Raw genomic sequence first — 21,750 nt, forward strand, 5'->3', positions numbered from 1 at the left:
AATTTTATGCTAACTTTGTGAATGAAACCAATTAAAACAGAAAGCTATGAATAGTAATATGGTAACAGCTCGCATAGACGTATCGAAACCCGAAGGGCGTAAAATAGCCCGCAATCTCGAAGCAAAAAAAAGCGTAGAAATGAATTACCCTATGCCTGAAGGCATATCGGGGAAAACATATACAGTTGACGAAGTATTCGGAGAAGTGAGAGCTAAATTAAAACGACATTATGGGGTGGGATAATGAAAAATTATATAGTTGTAATATCAGAAGCTGCAAGAGAAGACATGGATGAATTGTCCGATCTTATTATGTATGGCTACAAAACATATAATACGGCGATACGTTATATTGATGGATTGGAGAAAAGAATACAGGAACTAGAAAAAGATGCAGAAAGCTATCAATTTCAAAACAGAACCTACTTCTTGAAATACGGGCACAACGTCCGCCGGTTGAACTACAAGAAAATGGCAATTATCTACACCGTCCACGGCAAAACTGTTTACATACACCGCATTGTTCCGGCAAATACTATCTCGGGACTTTCACTATAAAATTTTATCATACCCAGGGCAACCGCCTAATAAACAATATTCTTAAACAACTGTCGGCATTCCCGTGCGTCATTCAACTTACTTATCAGCGCCTCTCTTGTTATTGTGGGTAGAACAAAGTTTTCGTCCGAGAAGAAGAGCTCTGTCAGCAGTTTCAGCTCCTCATCGTTGAAAGTGTTGAGGTATTCATTGAACTTCTGCCGGTCGCCGACTTCAAAATACAGCAGGGCAAGGCGTATTTTCGTCGAATGATCGGGCGCTACCTGCTCCAGCGATTCGGTATATTCTATGGCTTTATCTATATCATTCTTCGCTATGCTGATGAGGGACAATCTGTCGAGCATCACTCTGTCGTCCTGCTCTTTTCCATAGGTCTTTAAGAAGAAAACTTCCGATTTGGCATACTCTCCCAGTCTGAAATAAAATTCACCGGCCACTATATTCAGGTCTTCCGATTCGGGGTCTATCTCCATTCCCGATTGCATGAGCAGACAGGCTTGTTCCATCTCCTCTTTTTGCAGGTAGGCCAGGGCTTTTTTGGCGAATATTTCCGCCGTTTTGCCATGCAGTTTTTCGTACCGGTTGAGGCTGCACAACATGTCGTCGTACAATTCCAGCGAGAAATAGCAGTCCGACAAGGAATAGTACAACGATTCATCCTCAGGATTCAGCACGATGCATTCTTCAAACAGGGCAATCGCCTCATCCGTGCGGTTACACAACGAAAAGCAATGTGCCTTCAGTTTAAGCAAATCGGCATCCGAATCGTCAATCGTCAGGGCAAAATCAAAAGCATCAATCGCCTTTTCGTATTGACCTTGTAAGGAATAAAGTTTCCCCATATTTGTCCAGGCCTCGTACGAATAGGGGTCTATGTCCAGTATTTTATTTGTTGCATCAACGGCAAGCGCAAAGTTGTCGCACATTTCGTAGGCATACGACAATTCGGCCAGTACCTCTATATTTGTGTGCTCAAAAGCTAAACTCTGCTCAAAAAACGAAATAGCATCGTCGTAATAATCCGATTCCTCATAAAGAAAGCCCAATTCTGCAAAAATGACCTCCTCATCGGTTTCGTCATCGTTTAGTACCTCTTCCGCCAAAAGGTTTGCCTCGCTATATAAATCCAAATTGAGTAAACACTCAATTTTCAGCAGATACAATTCAAAATCGTAGCCATCGAAAGTTTTATTCAGGTATTCCAGCGCTTCGCGGTATTGCCCCGAATAAATGACGAATCTGGCGCTTTTGAGCAACAAGGATTGGTTACCCGGATGAATCTTCAAACCCGAATCAACTAATTTTTTAGCCGTCTCCAAGTCGTCGAGCATATCGTAATATTCGGCCAGGTCATCAAATTCCTCCGCATCAAAATAAATACTCTTACCCGATTCAAGCATCTGCTCATACCGCCTTACCAAGTCCGAAACATCTTTTTCTTCCATAATTCTTTAATGTGTTGATGTGCTGATATGCTGATGTGCTAATTGGCGCAAAGCGACAACAAAGTCATTATTCACATCAGCACATTAGCGTATCAGCACATTGATATATTGTTCAAACCGTAATCAACTCATACTGCCGTGTCCCTAAGCCAATTTTTTCGCCATGTTCCAATCCGGCTTGCCAGTTGGTGGTGGGATGGGCTAAATGGAATTTGTCTTCTCCTTCCATCTGTTCGTGCGGGTGTTTGTCGGCCAATATGCTTCCGCCCAATATGGGCGCTTTTGTTACTAAATCGGCACAAGCCTGATCGAGTGCAATGGGGTCGAAGGAGGCGGCAATGCCCAGGTCGGGAATAATTGCTGCATCGTTATGATTCCAGCAGTCGCACTCGGGCGATACATTCATGATGAAACTGATATGAAAATGGGGTTTGCCCAATAGTACGGCTTTCGCATATTCGGCAATCTTATAGTTCAGGCGTTCCGAGGTTTCTCCATCGCCCATCACCGCAGAGTCGTACTGGCAAAGAGCGATGCATTGTCCGCAACCGACACATTTTTCGTAGTCGATAACGGCAATTTTATCGCCTCCGATGTGTATGGCATCGTGGGCGCAATTCTTGGCGCATACGCCGCAGCCCGTACACGATTCGCGGTCGATAACCGGTTGCGAGGCCGAATGCAATTCCAGCTTTCCGCCAACGCTGGCACAGCCCATTCCCAGATTTTTCAGAACGCCGCCAAATCCCGCCTGTTCGTGTCCCTTGAAGTGGTTCATGCTGACAATAATATCGGCATCGGCTATGGCAGTCCCAATTTTGGGGGCTTTGCAATATTCTCCGTCAATCGCTATTTCGCGGTAATCGGTTCCTTTCAGTCCATCGGCAATAATAATGTCGCATTTGGCCGAGATAGGATTAAACCCGTTCTCCATCGCGCTCTGAATATGGTCAATCGCGTTGGAGCGACGACCCGAATACAGGGTATTGCTATCGGTAAGAAAAGGTTTTGCGCCTAATGTGCGGAGCAGGGTGGCTATTTGCGCCGCATAATTGGGGCGTATAAAAGCCAGATTCCCAGGCTCGCCAAAATGGATTTTTATGGCGACAAACTGGTTTTTAAAATCAATATTCTCGATACCGGCACGTTTAACAAGCCGTTCCAACTTCTTTAGCAGGCTACTGGATGGGCTTGTCCGCAGATTGGTAAAGTAAACTTTTGAAGCATTCATTTTACGCTGATTTTTATGTAGTGCAAACGTACGGAAAAAAAGTGAAAAATGGAAAGAATAGATTATCTGATCAGGGCAAACCTTGAAAAAGGGTTCACCGATAACACCCCGTATTTAGTCCCGCATGGGACTAGACCAGTTTTGTCGGTGAACCGAAAAAAGTCCAAAGGACTTTTTTCATGGTTTGCCCTGATTATCCAATCCGCTAATTGATTTTTCCATTTCTTTTCCGTAAATTTGTATTCACAATTATTATAAACCATAAAAAACAGATACAAATGATTTTAGGCGAACAAACCTGGCGCTGGTACGGGCCGAATGACCCCGTAACTTTAGCCGATATAAAACAGGCCGGAGCAACCGGAATAGTTACTGCACTGCACCACATAAAAAATGGGGAAGTATGGACCGTAGAGGAAATACAAAAGCGGATAAAGGAGATAGAAGACATTGGGCTGACCTGGTCGGTGGTTGAAAGTATCCCCGTGCACGAATACATCAAAACACAGGAAGGCGATTACAAAAAATACATCGAAAACTACAAGGAAAGCATCCGTAACCTGGCTAAGTGCGGCGTGATGATTGTTACCTACAACTTTATGCCCGTACTCGACTGGACGCGTACCGACCTGGCCTACACCATGCCTGACGGGTCGAAAGCCCTGAAGTTTGAACGGGATGCATTTATCGCTTTCGAACTGTTTATCTTGAAACGTCCGGGCGCCGAAAAACAATATACTGCCGAAGAAATAGCCAAAGCCAAAGCCCGTTTCGATAAAATGTCGGAAGCGGATAAAAATACGCTTGTTCGCAACATGATTGCCGGATTGCCGGGCGCCGAAGAAAGTTTTACGCTGGAAGAATTTCAGATTCAACTGAACAGGTACAACGGAATTGATGCAGAAAAACTTCGCTCAAACCTGATTGATTTTCTGAAAGAAATTGCCCCCGTTGCCGATGAAGTTGGCGTAAAACTGGCCATCCATCCCGATGATCCGCCGTATTCCATTCTCGGATTGCCGCGTATCCTCAGCGCCAAACAAGACTTCCTGAAGCTGGTGGAAGCTGTGCCGAACGAGTCTAACGGCTTGTGTTTTTGTACCGGCTCTTTCGGTGTGCGCGCCGACAACGATTTGCCGAACATGATTGTGGAACTGGGCGACAGAATAAATTTTGTTCACCTTCGTTCGACACAACGCGACAGTGAAGGCAACTTTTTTGAAGCCAATCACCTCGAAGGAAATGTGGATATGTATGGCGTGATGAAAGGCTATCTCGAAATTCAACAAAAAAGAAATGTCTCTATTCCTTTCCGTCCCGATCACGGGCATCAAATGATTGACGATTTGAACAAAAAAACAAATCCGGGCTATTCATGCATCGGTCGCCTGAGAGGCCTGGCCGAATTAAGAGGCTTGGAATATGGAATAGCAAAAACATTGTATGAGTAATTTTGTAGGGGGCGAATAAAATTCTTTCGGTTCAGATTGTGCCTGAACACAGAGGTTTGCTGATGAGCCACTACAACTTGTTTTTAATGAACGGTAATAAAAAATATTAAATTCGGCAAGAAAGCTATCGTTGTATGGTTTTTTTGTCGAATTTTGTGTTTTTAGGGAAAATGAAAGATTATTAAAAATATTATAACAACAAATCATGAACATATCCATTTTACTTCAAACCACCCAGACAACCGTTTCCGAACTTGCAGAAACTGCGGCAGCGCCTCTTGCAAGCGCCAGTTATTTCGACCTGATTCTTAAAGGCGGTTGGATTATGCTTCCGCTCTTTTTGCTCTCGCTGCTGTCTATTTACCTGATTATCGAACGGTGGATGGTCATCAGTCGCTTAGGTAAAAACGATTCGGTATGGTTTTCGAGGGTGTTGGAACTGGTACACGAGAATAAAATAGACAAGGCGCTTAAATTCAGCCTCGAAAGACCTTATGCAACGGCAAAAGTGGTCGCCGCCGGACTTAGAGAAGTTGAAAACACAACAGAAGAAATAGAAAATTCGATACAAATTGAAGCCCGCCAGCAAATATCGCTACTCGAACGGGGAATGAATTACCTGGGCCTGACTGCATCCGTTGCTCCCATGCTCGGATTCTTGGGTACAATCTTCGGTATCATTCAGATATTCTACAATATTTCGGCAACCGGCGATTTGAATATTGCCGCCATTTCGGACGGTTTGTACCAAAAAATGATTTGCTCGGGAACGGGGCTTTTGGTGGGAATCATCGCCTACTCGGGATTCAATGTTTTAAATGGACGCATCGACAAGCTTGTTCTCAATATCGACAAAAGCTCGAATGAAATATTGAAGGCTGTTAAAACCTCCAAAAAGGAAGCTGCCGGTTTATGAGAAAAATCGCATAGCCCTATAAAACAGAAAACAATGAAAATAGAACGTAGAAAAACAAGAACAGCAGAAGTATATACAGCATCGTTGAACGACATCATGTTCTTTCTCTTGCTGTTCTTCCTGATTATATCGACCATGGTAACGCCGGCAGCCATCAAAGTGCTGTTGCCCAAATCCTCCACATCCGAAAATGTGGTAACCAAGAAAAATATCAGCTTGGTAATCACCTCCGACTTGCAGTATTTTGTCGAAAACAAAGCCCTTAGCTTCGACGAAATAGAGCCTGCCTTGTCGGCCATCGTAACAAATCTGCCCGAAGGAGAAGAAGTAAACGTATTGCTTCAGGCCGATAAAACCCTGAATCTGCAAGAAGTAGTAAACGTTATCGACATAGGCAACAAGCTGCGGGTGAAAATGATATTGTTTACACAAAAAGACTAAATCAATTAGTAAATCTAAAAATTAGTTAATCAGCAAATTGAATAATGAGACATTTGCTAATTTGCTAATTTGCTAATTACTATTATATGAACATACTATTACTGGGAAGCGGAGGGCGCGAACATGCCCTGGCTTGGAAAATAAAACAAAGCGATAAAGTTAAGAACCTCTATGTAGCGCCGGGTAACGCCGGAACAGACGGCATTGCCGAGAATGTGGCGATTGCTGCCACCGATTTTCCGGCGATAAAGGATTTCGTGCTTCAAAAAAGCATCAACATGGTAATTGTTGGCCCCGAAGACCCTTTGGTGAAAGGCATTTATGATTTTTTCGGAAACGATGCTTTATTGAAGGATATACCTGTAATCGGCCCTTCGAAAGAGGGAGCGCAACTGGAAGGTAGCAAGGATTTTGCCAAACAATTTATGCAGCGCCACAATATCCCCACGGCAAGGTACAAAAGCTTTACGCTGGATACGCTTGAGGATGGCTACCGGTTTCTCGAACAACTGGATGCGCCTTATGTGCTGAAAGCTGATGGATTAGCTGCCGGAAAAGGCGTATTGATTATTCAGGATTTGGACGAAGCCAGGCACGAATTGCGGCAGATGCTAAGCGGCATGTTTGGCGATGCCAGCAAAACGGTGGTGATAGAAGAATTCCTGTCGGGAATAGAATGTTCTGTTTTTGTGCTGACAGATGGCGATTCGTATAAAATACTGCCGGTGGCGAAGGACTATAAGCGCATTGGAGAGGGCGATACAGGCCTCAATACCGGAGGAATGGGAGCCGTTTCGCCGGTGTCTTTTGCCGACGAAACTTTTATGAAGAAAGTGGAAGAGCGCATTATCATCCCGACTGTAGAAGGCTTGAAGAAGGACAAAATAGATTACAAAGGCTTCATATTCCTGGGCTTAATTGAAGTAAAAGGAGAACCCATGACCATTGAATACAATGTGCGGATGGGCGACCCCGAGACCGAGGTAGTCATGCTCCGCATCAAATCGGACTTTGTTGAACTTCTGGAGGGTGTAGCCAATCAAAACCTTTCGGAAAAAAACATGGAGATAGACGAGCGTTATGCAACCACCATTGTACTGGTTGCCGGCGGCTACCCGGGCGATTATAAAAAAGGCGATGCCATATCGAAGCTGGAGGACGTGAAAGACAGTATCGTTTTTCAGGCCGGCACGAAAAAATCGGCAGGCCAAATCGTAACCAGCGGAGGACGGGTGATGGCCCTTAGCTCCTATGGAAAAACAAAAGAAGAAGCATTGAGCAAATCCAACGAAAATGCCCGGAAAATCAGTTTCGAGGGCAAATATTACAGAAAAGACATTGGTTTCGACCTCAAATAGGACGTAGTGATAAAAAGATACCGGAAATACATTGCCGAAAACAGGGGTCTGATATATCTATCTACTTTTCTTGTCGTTTTGCTACGACTTGGGCTTTTATTCGCGACAGCTGATTCTGTCCCCGAGGAAGGAGATTTTATACCGGAGAATCTGGACTTGCCTTTCGAGAGCCGCTATGTTTTATTTATTTGCAGCTTGCTGTTTACTATCGGCATCGGGCTGCAACTAACGCATCTGAACATAAAATATGCACTCATACGGGGCAAAACATCTCTTCCGTATGTTTTCGCTCTATTTCTTTTGAGCAGTTCACCCGGCCTCATCTGTGCCATTTCGCCCTATATCGGAATCGTTGCGGTGTTGTGGTCGGTAAATATTCTGTTCAGTTCGTATCAGGAGCCCAAAGCATCGAAGCAGGCATTTGGTATTGGGGTTATCCTTGCATTAGCCAGCTTTGCTATCCCGTCATTGTTAATCTACCTGATTGTATTCTGGGTAGGTTTTTCGGTGATGAGGAGTTTCAGCTTCAAAGTTTTTCTGGCATCGCTGTTTGCTGTGGTGATGGTTTACTGGCCGGTATTCTTATACCTGTTTTTTGTCAGGGAACAAGACGATGCGCTGAGCTATTTCGTTTCGGGATGGAATAACTTTTTCGATTTCTCCATTTTAGAGATGGACATAAAAAGTGTGATTATCCTGCTGGTATGCGCTGCAACAGCTATCATTATCCTGATAAATAATCACCTCAGCGAGTTTAAAGATAAGATACAGGTCAGGGCAAATTTCGCCTTTCTCCGGTTTATGCTTCTTTTTTCGGCATTAATATACCTGCTGTTTTCTCAGCATTTCCCGCACAATTGGGCGATAGCAATTGTCATAGCGGGGTTTATCCTGTCGCATTTTTTTGCCCTCGCAAACAAGAAGTGGAAAGTCTGTTTCTTTATCCTGGTGGCTGTTTTTTATTTTGCCAATTACGCCTGTTTATTCATGGAATAAGGAAATGACAATAAGATAATTGCAAAAAATGAATATTTTAGGCCTGAAAATGTTCATATTTGAAAAGTTATTCCTTATTTTGCAGGTTGAACAAGAAATACATATATAACATTTATGCAAATATCATTTTCTGCGCAACAAATTGCGGATGTTCTACACGGTATAGTTGAAGGGAATCCGAATGTAAAAGTTAAACAATTTTCAAAAATAGAAGAAGGTAAGCCCGAAACTCTAACGTTTTTAGCCAACCCCAAATACGCCCACTATCTTTACGGGACAAAAGCGAGCGTTGTACTCGTTAACGCCGATTTTGTACTCGAACAACCCGTCGAAGCCACCTTGATTCGTGTAGCCAATGCGTATGCGGCTTTAGCTATCCTGCTCGAAATGGTCGATAGTCTTACCAATCCCAGGAAAAAAGGGATTGAGCCTAATTCTTTTATAGCCGGAGATGCAAAAATAGAGAACGACGTGTATGTCGGAGCATTTGCCTACATTGCCAACAAGGCGACCATAGGCAAGGGTTCGCAGATATACCCGCAAGTATATGTCGGCGCAAATGTAGCGATTGGAGAGAATACTGTTCTGTACCCCGGCGTAAAAATATATGCCAACTGTAAAATCGGAAGCAATTGCATTATTCATGCCGGTACTGTTATCGGCTCCGATGGATTTGGTTTCGCCCCCGAAAACGGGGTTTACAAAAAAATACCTCAACTGGGTATTGTCATCATCGAAGACGATGTTGAAATTGGCGCCAATACAACCATCGACAGGGCTGTGATGGAAGCCACCATTATCAGAAAAGGAGTTAAACTGGATAATTTGATACAGATTGCCCACAACGTAGAAGTGGGTGAACATACCGCCATGGCTTCGCAAGTGGGGGTATCGGGTTCTACAAAAATAGGGAAACATTGTGTGCTGGGCGGACAAGTAGGCCTTTCGGGGCACATCACAATTGCCGATAACACCAGCATTGGCGCCCAATCGGGAATAATCAGCAGCACCAAGGAAGGCGCTCAAATTATAGGTTCGCCGGCCATCCCCATAAAGAACTTCTTCAGGTCGAGCGCCGTTTTCTCGAAACTTCCCGACATGTACCGCCAAATTAATCAGATGCAACGAGAACTCGATTCACTTAAAGAACAATTAAACAAGTAATAAAAAAAACGGCAAAACGCCGGCATATAAAACCTAAAATGGATAGACAGAAAACCTTAAAAGAAAGCTTTACTTTAGAAGGAAAAGGATTACACACCGGTTTGGCTATAACCATCACTTTTAACCCTGCTCCCGAGAATCACGGATATAAAATAAAAAGAGTTGACTTACCCAACCAGCCGGTAATTGATGCACTTGCCGAAAATGTCGGCGCAACGCAGCGGGGAACAGTCTTAATACAAAATGATGTACAAATAAGCACCGTAGAACATGCGATGTCGGCCTTGTATGCCATGGATGTAGATAACTGCCTGATAGAAGTCAATGCACCCGAATTCCCAATCCTTGACGGAAGTTCGATCAGGTATGTTGAACAAATTAAGAAAACCGGACTGGTTGAACAAAATGACAACCGCGATTATTTTGTTGTTAGACGGAAAATGGAGGTTTTTGACGAGGAAACAGGTTCCAAGTTAATTCTTTTGCCCGACGACAAGTTTTGCATAAACTCTTTTATCGAATTCGACTCGAAATATATCCCCAATCAGTCGGCCACCCTCGATAATATGGAGGACTTTGAAAAAGAGATAGCACAAAGCAGAACCTTTGTGTTTGTCCGCGAAATCCAGAAACTACTCGAAGCCGGACTGATAAAAGGCGGCGACCTCGACAATGCAATAGTTATTTACGAGCGACAGGTTTCGCAGGAGCAACTCGATAAATTGGCCGATTTGCTGGGCGTTCCACACAAAGATGCCTGCGAATTGGGGTACCTGAATAATAAATCCATCATCTATCCCAACGAACCGGCTCGCCATAAGCTATTGGATATAATAGGCGATATGGCCTTGATAGGAAAACCCTTGAAAGGCCGTGTAATTGCTACCCGTCCGGGGCATCACATCAACAATAAAATGGCCAGGCTGATACGCAAGCAGATTAAGATGAGCGACGTGCAGCCACCGGTATATGACCCCAATCTGGAACCTGTTTTTGATATTAATAAAATTAAAACCTTGTTGCCTCACCGCTACCCCTTCCTGATGGTCGATAAAATCATCGAAATAGGGCCAAAGCACATTGTCGGCGTCAAGAATATGACAACAAACGAACCTTTCTTCCAAGGCCATTTCCCGCAGGAGCCCGTTATGCCGGGCGTTTTGCAGGTGGAGGCTATGGCGCAGATAGGTGGGGTTATGATACTGTCGGGCGTAGATGAACCCGAATTGTATTCGACCTATTTTCTCAAAATAGACAACGTGAAGTTCCGCCATAAAGTAGTACCCGGAGACACCCTGATTTTTCGTCTTCACCTGATAAGCGACATCCGGCGGGGAATCGCCAACATGAAGGGCTATGCTTTTGTTGGTGAAAAAGTTGTTTCGGAAGCAGAATTTACCGCACAAATAGTAAAAAATAAATAGTTATGTCATCTACTATATCATCATTAGCAAGTATTCATCCCGATGCAAAAATCGGTGAAAATGTAGTTGTTGAACCTTTCGCCTTTATCGACAAAAACGTTGAAGTAGGCGATGGTTCGTATATCATGTCCGGCGCAAATCTGCGCTCAGGAGCACGTTTGGGTAAAAATTGCAGGATATTCCCCGGAGCGGTTATCGCCGGAATACCACAAGACCTCAAATTCAAAGGCGAAGAAACACTTGCCATTGTCGGCGACGCTACCACCGTCAGGGAATGCGCCACCATAAACAGGGGCACAGCATCCAAAGGAAAAACGGTAGTAGGAAACAATTGCCTTTTAATGGCTTACTCCCACGTAGCACACGATTGCGAGCTGAGAAACAACATCATAGTCGGAAATGCAACCCAATTGGCCGGCGAAGTTGAAATTTACGACAACGCCATCCTGAGCGGAGGCTCTCTTGTTCACCAGTTTACACGAATCGGCGAACATGTTATGATTCAGGGCGGAACACGCTTGGGGAAAGATATTCCGCCGTTTATCGTTGCCGGAAGGGAACCTGTTTCTTATTCGGGGATAAATCTGGTCGGATTGCGCCGCCGTGGTTTTACGAACGAAAAAATCAATGAAATACAGGAAATGTACCGGTTGATATACCAGGCAGGACTGAACTTTTCGGATGCCGTTGCCAAAATAGAAAAAGATTTTGCAAAAACGCCGGAAGTAGAACTGGTGGTGAATTTTATTAAAAATTCGCCCCGCGGTATTGTGAGGGGATATATGTAGGGACTGGTTCCGGCTGTCATTGCGGGTCGATCCCGCAATGACAACAAAGCAGTAGGCGACCACAAGGGTCGCCCTCCGCATTGATAATTATCTTTACATCTATGAAAAATAAGGGATTAATTGCACAAAGAGTTGAATTTTGTATTTGTTTCTTTTTGATAATCCTCAAGTTTAAGCTATTTTTGTATGACTTTAAAGAATAAACAATTTTGCATAGTTTGTCAATTGGCGAAAATCAATAAATCTAATCTAAAATATAACTAAAAACTATTTAATTGTATGAGTTGGTTACTTAATTCTTCTATTGGTCGGAAGTTCATCATGAGCGTTTCCGGTATTTTTCTTGTCTTGTTTTTGCTGTTTCACATGTCGATGAACTTGGTGCTGGTTTTTTCAGCCGAAGGGTATGATATGATATGTGAATTTCTGGGAGCAAACTGGTATGCCGTGGCGGCCACTTTGGTATTAGCGGGCGGTGTAGCAGTTCATGTCATTTACGCTACCTTGCTGACGCTTCAAAATCGGAAAGCGCGAGGGGCGGACAAGTATGGTTCTTCCGGCAAAACACAAACCGAATGGACTGCAAAGAACATGTATGTGTTGGGCCTGGTCGTTGTATTGGGCTTGGTTCTTCACTTGTGGAACTTTTGGTACAAAATGCAATTCGCCGAATTGCTGCACTTGCCGGATGCCGTATCCAAAGGTTCGGGATTAGTAACCGAACTGTTCTCTTGTCCTTGTTATTCAGTTATTTACATTGTTTGGTTGGTGGCAATTTGGTTTCATCTAACGCACGGAATATGGAGTGCATTCCAAACGCTGGGCCTGAACGGGAAAACATGGTATCCCCGATTGAAATTTATCTCAAATGTTGTTGCAACAATTATTATGATTGGTTTTGCAATTGTTCCGGTTTTTTTCACAGTTAAACATTTCTTATGCTGTTAAATATGAAAGACCGGATAATTTTATTGATTCTGTTCGTTGCATTTTCGTCCCTCCTTCACGGACAAACATCGGAAAATGATGCGCTGTTGAAAAATGACAAAGAGATAAAGACAACTGCTCTCAGTGCGGGAGTAATGATGGGTGGAGGCTCTTTGATTGGCGCTGACTTGGAGGTGTTGGCAGGGAGACGTTTAGGAGTGCAATTGGGCGTAGGTATTAGTAGCTTTGGCGGTGGACTCAATTATCACCTGAAAGACGGCGTTAATTCTTCGTTTGTGTCTTTTCAGTATTTTCATCAAGGCTTTGGCAATAATCACTATGCTTCATGGTTAGGCCCTGTGTTTGTTTATAGATCAAAAAAACTGTTTCAAGCCGGAATTGGGGTGGGAAATCTAATTGACAAAGGGCCGCAATGGACAATAACGAATAAATCGGAAAAATCGCAAAATGCGACGGCATCCCTTCTATTCAATTTAGGTTTGTTTTTTTAATTTCATTCAGGTAACAAATAATATAAGAATATGACACAATTAGATTCAAAAATCCCCAAAGGTCCGTTGTCCGAAAAATGGACGAACTACAAAGACCACCAAAAACTTGTTAATCCCGCCAACAAAAGACGGCTCGATATAATTGTGGTCGGTACAGGTTTGGCCGGTGCATCGGCTGCAGCATCCCTCGGCGAACTCGGTTTCAATGTGCTGAATTTCTGTATTCAGGATTCACCCCGCCGCGCTCACTCCATTGCCGCACAAGGTGGTATCAATGCAGCAAAAAACTACCAGAACGACGGAGACTCGGTTTACCGCTTGTTCTACGACACCATTAAAGGTGGCGACTACCGCGCCCGCGAAGCAAATGTTCACCGTTTGGCCGAAGTCTCAAACAGCATTATCGACCAGTGTGTGGCTCAAGGCGTACCTTTTGCACGCGAATACGGCGGCTTGCTCGACAACCGTTCCTTCGGTGGAGCGCAGGTATCGCGTACTTTTTATGCAAAAGGACAAACCGGACAGCAATTGTTGCTTGGCGCCTACTCGGCATTGAGCCGTCAGGTAAACAAAGGCTCGGTAAAATTATACACCCGTTACGAAATGCTGGACGTGGTTATTATCGACGGGCGCGCTCGCGGTATTATCGCTCGCAACCTGGTAACAGGTAAAATTGAACGTTTCTCGGCTCATGCCGTAGTTTTTGGCACAGGCGGTTATGGAAACACGTTCTTCCTTTCGACTAACGCAATGGGATCGAACGGATCGGTTGCAATACAAGCGTATAAAAAAGGCGCCTATTTTGCCAATCCTTGTTTTGCGCAAATTCACCCAACTTGTATCCCCGTACACGGCGAATTTCAATCGAAATTGACCTTGATGTCGGAATCGCTTCGTAACGATGGCCGTATCTGGGTGCCCAAAAAGAAAGAAGATTCGGAAGCCATCCGCGCCGGAAAACTTAAGCCAACAGATATAAAAGACGAAGACCGCGATTACTACCTCGAACGCCGCTACCCTGCATTCGGGAACTTGGTTCCCCGCGATGTAGCTTCCCGTGCCGCAAAAGAAAGATGCGACGCCGGATTTGGCGTAGGAGCTACCGGATTGGCCGTGTATCTCGACTTCTCGGATGCCATCAATCGGCTGGGGCAGAGTGTAGTAGAGGCAAAATATGGCAACCTCTTCCAGATGTACAACAAAATTGTGGATGAAGACCCTTATAAAACCCCGATGATGATTTATCCGGCTATCCACTACACAATGGGTGGTATTTGGGTGGATTACGAATTGCAGACATCCATACCCGGATTGTTCGCCATCGGTGAAGCCAACTTCTCCGACCACGGAGCAAATCGTTTGGGCGCATCGGCATTGATGCAGGGTTTGGCCGACGGTTATTTTGTATTGCCATACACCATACAGAACTACTTGGCCGATCAAATATCAGTTCCACGTTTCAGTACCGATTTACCCGAATTTGTGGAAGCCGAAAGCGCTCTGCAAAAGAAAATTGCCAGATTGATGGCGATAAACGGAACACATTCGGTTGATTCAATTCACAAGAAACTGGGTATAATCATGTGGGATTTCGTGGGAATGGGACGGACAAAAGAATCCTTGGAAAAAGCGCTTGAAGACATCAAAGCCTTGAAAAAGGATTTTTGGTCGAATGTGCGCATCCCGGGCAAATCCGATACCTTGAATACCGAACTGGAAAAAGCGATCCGGCTGGCAGACTTCCTCGAAATAGGAGAATTGATGGCCAGGGACGGTCTCAACCGGAACGAATCGTGTGGTGGACATTTCCGCGAAGAATATCAAACGCCCGAAGGGGAAGCCCTCAGACGCGATGATGAATTTTCGTATGTCGCTTGTTGGAAATATGCAGGAGAAGATCAAGAACCCGAACTGGTAAAGGAACCTCTTGACTACGAATTTGTGGTTAGACAACAACGTAATTACAAAGCATAACTCAAAGAAAAATGGACAAAACAATCAATATAACGCTGAAAGTATGGCGTCAGAGAGGGCCAAAAGAAAAAGGAGCTTTCGAAACATATAAACTTGATGAAGTATCTATTAACAGTTCGTTTCTGGAAATGTTAGACGTCCTGAATGAAAAACTGATTAATGACGGAAAAGAACCGGTAGTATTCGACCACGACTGTCGCGAAGGTATTTGCGGTATGTGTAGCCTTTACGTCAACGGACATCCTCACGGGCCGGACGAAGACGTTACTACCTGCCAATTGCACATGCGCAAGTTTAAAGACGGCGAAACTATTACTATCGAACCTTGGCGTTCGGCAGCATTCCCCGTTATCCGCGACCTGATGGTTGACCGCAATGCGTTCGATAAAATCATACAGGCCGGAGGATACGTTTCTATCAACACCGGAGGCGTGCCCGATGCCAATGCCATTCCAATCTCTAAAATTGATGCCGACGAAGCGATGGACTCTGCTTCGTGTATCGGTTGCGGAGCGTGTGTAGCCGCTTGTAAAAACGGATCGGCCATGCTGTTCGTGTCGGCAAAAGTCAGTCAGCTGGCTCTCCTTCCTCAAGGAAAGGTGGAAGCCGCTCGCCGCGCAAAAGCCATGGTTGCCAAAATGGACGAACTGGGATTTGGAAACTGCACAAACACACAAGCCTGTGAAGTTGAATGTCCGAAGAGCGTATCAGTAAGCAACATCGCCCGCCTGAACCGCGAATTCCTGAAAGCGAAGTTTAAGGACTAAGACGGGATATTCCCTAAAAATAGAAGGCCATTTCTTTGCAGGAATGGCCTTTGTTGTATCGTTTAAAGTTTCAGGTTCAAAGTTCAAAGTTTCAAGGTTCAAGTTTCAAGGTTTCGGGTTGTCGGGCTAGCGCGGATTAACCATTACCCATTATTATTCCCCTTCCCCAAAAAATACAACTTATTAATCAAATCTTCTCTCCTCAAGCGTCTTAGCGATTTTATTATTTCGGGTTGGTAGCTTTTGTCGTACCAGAAGAAGTACTGTCTTTGCCGTAGTTTTTCTTCTTTGGTTTTGGCGGCATATACTTTTTCAAGGGTGTAGGGATGGTAGCCGGTGTAATACATTTCGGTTGCCAGCGTCATGGGCGAGGGGGTGAAATCCTGTACCTGCTCCAGATTGAAGCCCAATGGCTTGGTGATAGCAGCCAGTTCGGCCATATCTGCCTCGTAACAGGCGGGATGCGATGATATAAAGTAGGGAATTAGTTGTTGATTCAGGCGATTGTCGGCATTTATCTTGTCAAACAGCTTCTTAAAGGCATAGAATTGCTGGAAATCAGGCTTTCGCATACATTCCAGCACCTTGTCGGAGGTATGTTCCGGCGCTACTTTTAGCCTGCCCGAAACGTGGTTCTTAACTAGTTCTTCGATGTATTCTTCCGAAATTTTATTCAGTTTCGCCTCTTTATTTTTGTGCAGAAGCATATCGTAACGAACGCCGCTGCCGATAAACGATTTCCTTATTCCCCGAATCGCATCTACCGATTTGTAAATTTCCAGCAATCGGGCATGATTCATATCCAGATTGTCGCAAGGTTTGGGGTAAATACACGATGGCTTTTTGCATTTGGAACAAATCTCCAGCTCTTTCCCCTTCATGGCGTACATGTTGGCCGACGGGCCGCCCAAATCGCTCAGGTAGCCTTTAAAACCGGGCATTTCTTTTATCTGTTCAACCTCTTTCAGTATCGACCTTTTAGAGCGGGAAGCAATAAATTTCCCTTGGTGAGCCGATATGGTACAGAAGGCACAGCCGCCAAAACAGCCCCGATGAATATTGACCGAGAACTTGATCATTTCAAAGGCCGGAATTGTTTTATCCTTGTATTTGGGGTGGGGCAACCGGGTGTAGGGCAGGTCGAACGACGCATCTATTTCGGCCTCATTCATAGGTGGATAAGGCGGATTGATGACAACAAGCTTGTCCTCGCACTTTTGAAGAATACGGCTGGCCTGCATCCGGTTCGATTGCTCTTCGACAATTCGGAAGTTTTTGGCTTGTTTCAGCTTATCCTTTCTACATTCCTCGTGCGAAAACAGCTGAATATCTTCCCTGTCTGTGTATTGGCCAAGGTTTGTTTGCACATCTTCCAGATAGGCCGTTTGAGGGATGTCTTTCAGGCTATTGAACGATTCGCCGTTTTTCAGGCGTTCCACAATAGCTTTCAGGGGCAGTTCGCCCATGCCGTAAACCAGCAAATCGGCTTTAGACCCGATCAATATTGGCCGGTGCAACACATCCTCCCAATAGTCGTAATGAGCTACGCGGCGAAGAGAAGCCTCTATGCCACCAAGCAACACCGGCACATCGGGAAAAAGCTCTTTCAGGATGTTCGCATAAACAACCGATGCCCGGTCGGGGCGCATACCTGCTTTTCCGTCAGGCGTATAGGCATCGTTCGACCGGAGCCTTTTGTTGGCGGTATAATGATTGACCATGGAATCCATAGCGCCGGCTGACACGCCAAAAAACAAGCGGGGTTTGCCCAACTTCTTAAAATCGCGCAGGTCGTCTCGCCAGTTAGGTTGGGGTACGATGGCCACTTTAAGGCCTTCCCCCTCCAGTATTCGTCCGATTACAGCCGCGCCGAAAGACGGATGATCGATGTATGCATCACCCGAGAACAGCACGACATCCAATTCGTCCCATCCCCTGATTTCCACTTCTTTTTTTGTGGTGGGCAGCCAGTCGGTCAGCTTATAGTCTTTCACGCTTATTTCTTTTTTATCAATCGTATCAGCTCTCCAACCCACAATACCAGCGAAGTTGAAGCAATAATTATCAGCCAATCGCGCAGGTTCAGCGGTACGGTGCGGAAAACGCTTCCTCCAAACTCAACAATAAAGAGCTGACCAATCAGTATAACCAGCAGCACCGTAATAAATCCCGAACTCCCTTTCAGACCGCTGAATGCCGTTCTTTTTGTCTGGAAGGCTTTCGCATTGAACATGTTCCAGAACTGAAGCATGACGAAGAATGTAAAGAAAAACGAGAGCGAGTAAGTATGCCGTAGCGGCTCTTCTATATCCTCGAACAGCACATTCAGGCATTCGTTGTTCGAGAAGCCGGATAGCAGCGCCAGCAGAACAACAACAAACGAAATGCCGCTGAAGAGGATACCATTCCGCATGGAGGGCGTAATAATAAAATCTTTATTGTGCCGGGGCTTGTCTTTCATCACATTTTCGTCGGGTGGCAGCGAGGCCAGGGCCGCAGCGGCAAAGGTATCCATAATCAGGTTGACCCAAAGCATCTGTGGAACCGTCAGAGGCAGGTCGCTGCCAAAAATAGAACCGAGAAAAACAAGCGCCAAAGCCGCCACATTAATGGTCAGCTGAAAATACAGAAAGCGCTGGATATTTTTATACAGCGAACGTCCCCACATAACAGCCGTTGCAATGCTGTTGAACGAATCGTCGAGCAAGGTTATATCGCTGGCTTCCTTGGCAACAGCCGTTCCTGTGCCCATCGACAGGCCTACATTGGCATGATTCAGGGCGGGGGCGTCGTTTGTTCCGTCTCCGGTTACGGCTACAATGGCGCCGTTTTTTTGCAGCAACTCAACGAGGCGTTGCTTGTCGGTTGGCCTGGCGCGGCACATAATTTTTAAAGACATCACCCTCTCGAAAGCCTCCTTATCCGGCAGGGCGGCAAAATCGGAGCCTGTAATCATGTTTTCGTTGGTATCCGATTCTGTCCATATCCCAATTTGCCGACCAATTTCTCTGGCTGTTCCGGGGGTATCGCCGGTTACTATTTTCACATCAATGCCGGCATGGAGGCACTTCGCCACAGCTGCCGGAACATCCTCCCTGACAGGGTCGGAGATAGCTGCAACACCCAAAAATACCAGGTTATTCCCGGCAAGCTCCTCTATCATGGGGTCATCCTCCTGTTCGGCGATAACTTTATAGGCCAAGCCAAGCGTACGCATCGCCTGATTCTGATATGTTAACAGTTCGTGTTCTATTTTTTCTTTTTCGGCTGGAACAGGCGCCAAACCACCGGCGGTTAAAACGCCGACACACTTCGATAAAACAATCTCGGGAGCGCCCTTAACATACAGTATTTTCTTTCCCAAATTGGGAGAATCGACCAAGGTTGCCATGTATTTGCGTTCGGTGGAGAAGGTCAACTGGTCGATAATCTTCGCCTCTTCGCGCATGTTCAGGTAATTTACCCCCTTATTGTGCAACCAAAGCAGCAACGCGGCCTCTGTGGGGTTTCCAAGCGTTTTCACTTTGTCAGGATCCGAAAAATCGAGAAAAGCAGTCGAATTTATGCTGATGTTTTCTTTTATCAGATTGCTTGTTTCGTTGTCGTCCAATACTTGGTTTTCGATACCATAAAATGCCGTTTCGGATACCCGCATCTGGTTTTGTGTCAGCGTACCCGTCTTGTCGGTACAAATTACGGTGGTAGCGCCCATTGTTTCGCAGGCGTGCATTTTACGGACAAGGTTATTTGTTTTCAACATGCGGCGCATACTCAGCGCCAAGCTCAGGGTAACGCCCATCGGCAATCCTTCGGGAACGGCGACCACGATAAGCGTAACAGCCACCATAAAGTATTGCAATATCCGTCCGGCGCTCTCCAAATCTATCCACGAAGCCGAGGCTAAGGGATTTACGCCAAAAATAGAGCCAATACCCGCCAATACGGTAAAGGCCAAAATGCCTGAACCCAGCCACCTCAGCCAGCCGCCTTTTTCTACGCTTGAGGGCAATTCCTTTTTCTTACCGATAGCCTCCAGTCCATCATAGACAATTGGCAACCAGATTTTTATCAATGAAATAACTAAACCGGTAATAACAGCGCCAAGCAAACCCAATTGCCCCAGCGCATAAGAAACATTCCCGCCAAAAATATCCTTCAGGAACAGGACAGAGAACGTAAGTACGGCAAGAACAAGTCCCACCACACTTATAAACTTGGCCAAGCCATCCAGCTGCTCGTTCAGCGGGGTTATTTCACCCGTCATCTCAGCCGATTTTGTGGCCACTTTACCGTATTCGGTGGCATCCCCTACCTTCTCGACAACAAATGTGCCATGACCATCCACCACACTGGCGCCGCGCATGACCCGATTGGAAGGATAAGTGGCCTCATCATCAAAGTCGTCGGGATTGGTGGTTTTATCAATAACCGGTTCTCCGGTCAGGGACGATTCGTTGATTTGCAGCGAGATAGCCTCCAGCAGTTCACCATCGGCAGGAACCTCCTCGCCCGTTTCGAGCAAGACAATGTCGCCAACAACAATATCGCATTTCGGAACCTCAATCACATTCCCGTTGCGAATCACCTTCACCGAAATGCTGTCATTCACCTGATTAAGCACGTCGAACTTTTTGTTTGCGTCCATTTCAAACCAAAACGCCACGCCGGTAGCCAGAAAAATAGCGCAAAAAATGCCAATGGTTTCGGAATAATGCCCAACACCCGTCGAAATATGCTGAAAAACAGCAATTGCCAAGGACAGAAAGGCGGCAATAATCAAAATCCGGACAATAGGGTCTTCAAACTTTTCGAGAAGCATTTTCCACAACGACTCCTTGGCTGGAGGCGTTAAAATATTGGCGCCATACTTCTTACGGCTTTCAAGAACCTGCTCGTTGGTCAGGCCTGTTATGTGATTTTTAGTTTTCATCCAAGCGTTTACATTAATTTCGGCATCAAAGATAGAACGAATCTTTATGATTATAAAATATTAGTCTAATTATTCACATTGGCCTATTGGCACATTATTTTTGTATCTTTGCAAAAATAATAGGAGTTTTGTTCCATGCTCGGGAGATTGCGGGTCGGGGCCCGCAATGACAGCGACAGAAACAAACTTAGTCCCGCAGGGACGACACTTTATTAACCGTATGCTTCAGCTTACGGGTGAACAATTAGCCAAACCCAGAAAAAGCGCTCCCTCCCCTCTCCCGTTGGAGAGGGGCCGGGGGTGAGGTATGAATTCCACCCAAAATACTACATATTTTCACCTTCTTTCACAAAGTAGCTTGTTATATAATAAAAACCATATTACATTTAACGACTGTTTTGAATGCTTTCGTCATTAGGTTGGCGGATTCTTTACTCAATTTTGTAACTTGGTACGGATTTATAACCGGATTTTAATGGCTGATCTTACTGACAATTGTGTAATTTTTAACGACAGATTTTCTCCTGATTATTTGGCAGTTACAGCTATTTTATTAGAGAGAGAGAGAGAGAGAGAGAGACGCTCACTCTCGCGAAAGATAATAAATTTTTTCTTTTCACACAAACAACCTGATTTATTTTCTGAAAATATGTTACCGCCGATTTTTATCGGAGGCGCGTTTTCGTGCGCGTATTTTAACAAATATGGTGCATTTGGAACGCTAATTTCGCGGATTGCGCAGATTTTCGCAAATAAATTTATAATTCGTCCATTTTCTGTCATTGCGGGGCGCCATTCATCGGTTGCATCCGTAGGGGCGTATGGCATACGCCCAGCACACGACAATCCCAATCAATACAATAATATA

19 protein-coding genes are annotated in these 21,750 nt (G+C 45.1%); 15 read left to right on the forward strand and 4 right to left on the reverse strand.

The features are described 5' to 3' along the window. Positions 1-46: 46 nt before the first annotated feature. Together ACYPWY_RS10795 and ACYPWY_RS10800 are read left to right on the forward strand one after the other, a co-directional pair. On the forward strand, positions 47-244 hold the full coding sequence (locus tag ACYPWY_RS10795) for a hypothetical protein (RefSeq protein WP_459685537.1): 198 nt from the start codon (positions 47-49) through the stop codon (positions 242-244). After that, positions 244-558, forward strand: coding sequence for a type II toxin-antitoxin system RelE/ParE family toxin (locus ACYPWY_RS10800; protein WP_459685538.1), 315 nt, complete (start codon positions 244-246; stop codon positions 556-558). Before ACYPWY_RS10795 ends, ACYPWY_RS10800 begins: the two co-directional genes overlap by 1 nt. 26 nt (positions 559-584) lie before the next feature. Here ACYPWY_RS10800 and ACYPWY_RS10805 read toward each other — a convergent pair whose 3' ends face one another. Together ACYPWY_RS10805 and ACYPWY_RS10810 are read right to left on the reverse strand one after the other, a co-directional pair. Continuing rightward, a complete protein-coding gene (locus ACYPWY_RS10805; protein WP_459685539.1) occupies positions 585-2,003 on the reverse strand; it encodes a tetratricopeptide repeat protein in 1,419 nt (472 codons plus the stop codon). Positions 2,004-2,115: 112 nt separating this feature from the next. Further along, positions 2,116-3,234: a DUF362 domain-containing protein gene (locus ACYPWY_RS10810; RefSeq protein ID WP_459685540.1), complete on the reverse strand. Its 1,119-nt coding sequence runs from the start codon at positions 3,232-3,234 to the stop codon at positions 2,116-2,118. A 278-nt stretch (positions 3,235-3,512) separates the two neighbouring features. Between ACYPWY_RS10810 and uxuA the strand changes: the two genes are divergently transcribed. The 12 genes from uxuA to ACYPWY_RS10870 all read left to right on the forward strand — a co-directional run bounded on the left by uxuA (position 3,513) and on the right by ACYPWY_RS10870 (position 15,952). Next, entirely contained in the window at positions 3,513-4,685 is a 1,173-nt protein-coding gene (gene uxuA / locus ACYPWY_RS10815) for a mannonate dehydratase (protein ID WP_459685541.1), read from the forward strand. Between the two features lie 205 nt (positions 4,686-4,890). Further along, a complete protein-coding gene (locus ACYPWY_RS10820) occupies positions 4,891-5,601 on the forward strand; it encodes a MotA/TolQ/ExbB proton channel family protein (protein ID WP_459685542.1) in 711 nt (236 codons plus the stop codon). A gap of 33 nt (positions 5,602-5,634) precedes the next feature. After that, positions 5,635-6,042: an ExbD/TolR family protein gene (locus tag ACYPWY_RS10825; RefSeq protein ID WP_459685543.1), complete on the forward strand. Its 408-nt coding sequence runs from the start codon at positions 5,635-5,637 to the stop codon at positions 6,040-6,042. Positions 6,043-6,128: 86 nt separating this feature from the next. Further along, the gene (purD, locus tag ACYPWY_RS10830) at positions 6,129-7,400 is read left to right on the forward strand and encodes a phosphoribosylamine--glycine ligase (RefSeq protein WP_459685544.1); all 1,272 of its coding nucleotides are present in this window, start codon (positions 6,129-6,131) and stop codon (positions 7,398-7,400) included. 6 nt (positions 7,401-7,406) lie between these two features. Continuing rightward, entirely contained in the window at positions 7,407-8,396 is a 990-nt protein-coding gene (locus tag ACYPWY_RS10835; RefSeq protein ID WP_459685545.1) for a hypothetical protein, read from the forward strand. 120 nt (positions 8,397-8,516) lie between these two features. After that, positions 8,517-9,560 (forward strand): UDP-3-O-(3-hydroxymyristoyl)glucosamine N-acyltransferase, encoded by a 1,044-nt coding sequence (lpxD, locus tag ACYPWY_RS10840; protein WP_459685557.1) that lies wholly within the window; start codon positions 8,517-8,519, stop codon positions 9,558-9,560. A 38-nt stretch (positions 9,561-9,598) separates the two neighbouring features. Beyond that, positions 9,599-10,984, forward strand: coding sequence for a bifunctional UDP-3-O-[3-hydroxymyristoyl] N-acetylglucosamine deacetylase/3-hydroxyacyl-ACP dehydratase (locus ACYPWY_RS10845; protein ID WP_459685546.1), 1,386 nt, complete (start codon positions 9,599-9,601; stop codon positions 10,982-10,984). A gap of 2 nt (positions 10,985-10,986) precedes the next feature. Beyond that, positions 10,987-11,772 carry an acyl-ACP--UDP-N-acetylglucosamine O-acyltransferase gene (gene lpxA, locus ACYPWY_RS10850; RefSeq protein WP_459685547.1) on the forward strand — a complete coding sequence of 262 codons (786 nt, stop codon included), beginning with the start codon at positions 10,987-10,989 and terminating at the stop codon, positions 11,770-11,772. 279 nt (positions 11,773-12,051) lie between these two features. Next, complete coding sequence (locus ACYPWY_RS10855) at positions 12,052-12,720, forward strand: succinate dehydrogenase/fumarate reductase cytochrome b subunit (protein WP_459685548.1); 669 nt, start codon at positions 12,052-12,054, stop codon at positions 12,718-12,720. 2 nt (positions 12,721-12,722) lie between these two features. Beyond that, complete coding sequence (locus ACYPWY_RS10860) at positions 12,723-13,211, forward strand: hypothetical protein (protein ID WP_459685549.1); 489 nt, start codon at positions 12,723-12,725, stop codon at positions 13,209-13,211. Between the two features lie 30 nt (positions 13,212-13,241). Continuing rightward, entirely contained in the window at positions 13,242-15,185 is a 1,944-nt protein-coding gene (locus ACYPWY_RS10865) for a fumarate reductase/succinate dehydrogenase flavoprotein subunit (protein WP_459685550.1), read from the forward strand. A gap of 11 nt (positions 15,186-15,196) precedes the next feature. After that, positions 15,197-15,952, forward strand: a complete 756-nt coding sequence (locus ACYPWY_RS10870) for a succinate dehydrogenase/fumarate reductase iron-sulfur subunit (protein ID WP_459685551.1) — start codon at positions 15,197-15,199, stop codon at positions 15,950-15,952. A 143-nt stretch (positions 15,953-16,095) separates the two neighbouring features. On the opposite strand, the gene ACYPWY_RS10875 is transcribed toward ACYPWY_RS10870, so the two are convergent. Both ACYPWY_RS10875 and ACYPWY_RS10880 read right to left on the reverse strand, forming a co-directional pair. Then, complete coding sequence (locus ACYPWY_RS10875; protein WP_459685552.1) at positions 16,096-17,946, reverse strand: YgiQ family radical SAM protein; 1,851 nt, start codon at positions 17,944-17,946, stop codon at positions 16,096-16,098. Between the two features lie 2 nt (positions 17,947-17,948). Continuing rightward, positions 17,949-20,882 carry a calcium-translocating P-type ATPase, PMCA-type gene (locus tag ACYPWY_RS10880; RefSeq protein ID WP_459685554.1) on the reverse strand — a complete coding sequence of 978 codons (2,934 nt, stop codon included), beginning with the start codon at positions 20,880-20,882 and terminating at the stop codon, positions 17,949-17,951. A gap of 475 nt (positions 20,883-21,357) precedes the next feature. On the opposite strand from ACYPWY_RS10880, the gene ACYPWY_RS10885 reads away from it, so the two are divergent. Beyond that, a partial coding sequence (locus ACYPWY_RS10885; RefSeq protein ID WP_459685555.1) for a hypothetical protein occupies positions 21,358-21,750 on the forward strand: 393 nt, incomplete at its 3' end.

It is taken from the genome of Viscerimonas tarda (assembly GCF_054601255.1).